This is a genomic window from Thermoactinomyces intermedius (assembly GCF_013912365.1).
Taxonomy (GTDB): Bacteria; Bacillota; Bacilli; order Thermoactinomycetales; family Thermoactinomycetaceae; genus Thermoactinomyces; species Thermoactinomyces intermedius.
In genome coordinates this window covers 1-889 of sequence record NZ_JACETT010000077.1, presented here as the reverse complement: position 1 = coordinate 889, position 889 = coordinate 1, and the positions used below count along the sequence as shown (strand labels likewise).

General features: G+C 53.3%; 1 protein-coding gene and 1 riboswitch. The gene reads right to left on the bottom strand.

Features of this window, described 5'->3' with window-relative positions:
- On the bottom strand, positions 1-708 hold a 708-nt coding region (locus tag H1R82_RS13920; RefSeq protein ID WP_181821695.1), incomplete at its 3' end, for a homoserine O-acetyltransferase family protein.
- A 93-nt stretch (positions 709-801) separates the two neighbouring features.
- Positions 802-889: riboswitch (SAM riboswitch) on the bottom strand. This riboswitch is flagged as partial in the annotation.

Below are 889 nucleotides of genomic sequence, written 5' to 3'. Positions count from 1 at the left end.
TTCCGGATTCTGCCGGGAAAAACGTTCTTCAAACAAAAGATCCGTACGGTATGTCACCATTCCGATCATCCGGGCGATGGACAATCCCCGAACCGGGCCTTTTGACGGATAATAATCCCCTCCCTGCCAATCCGGATCACTGACAATCGCTCTGCGCCCGATCGTGTTATAAGCCATGGACATGGCCGACAACGAGGCGGCGGTTGCAATCGGGATGCACTTTTCCATGAAATCCGGGTACATCACGGCAAACTCCAAAGCCAGCATCCCGCCCATCGATCCCCCGATCACTGCTTTCAAGCGGTGGATGCCCAGCTTCAAAAGTGCTTCATATTGCGCCCGCACCATGTCGCGAATGGTCACCTTGGGAAACCGGCTTCCATATGGTTTTCCGGTTCGCGGGTCCGTCGAAGCGGGACCGGTGCTTCCTCCACATCCTCCGAGCACATTCATCGTGATTACGGTGTATTGGCTCAAGTCAATATATTTGCCTGCGCCAATCAGTCCGTCCCACCATCCCGGATCCGACTCATTACCCACTGCATGGGCATCCCCGGTCAATGCATGGCAAACCAAAATCACCTGGTCTGTGCCGACCCGGCCCACTTTCTCATAAGCCAGTGTCACATCCGGCAAAATCTCCCCGCATTCCAATTCAAAAGATCCGATCGAGACCGTATCTTTTATCTCGACCAACTGTAATGTCATTTTTCATTCCCCCAAAAGCTCCTGAATAAAAACAGGAAGCCCTCTCCTTGAGCGAAGAGGGCTTCACGATCCGTCGCACGTTCCGTCAACCTCTTCTCATCTCTCAGGATTCAAATCCTGCAGGAATTGGCACCAACCGCTAATAACTAGCGAGGTTGCCGGGTTTCATCGGGCCAGTCCC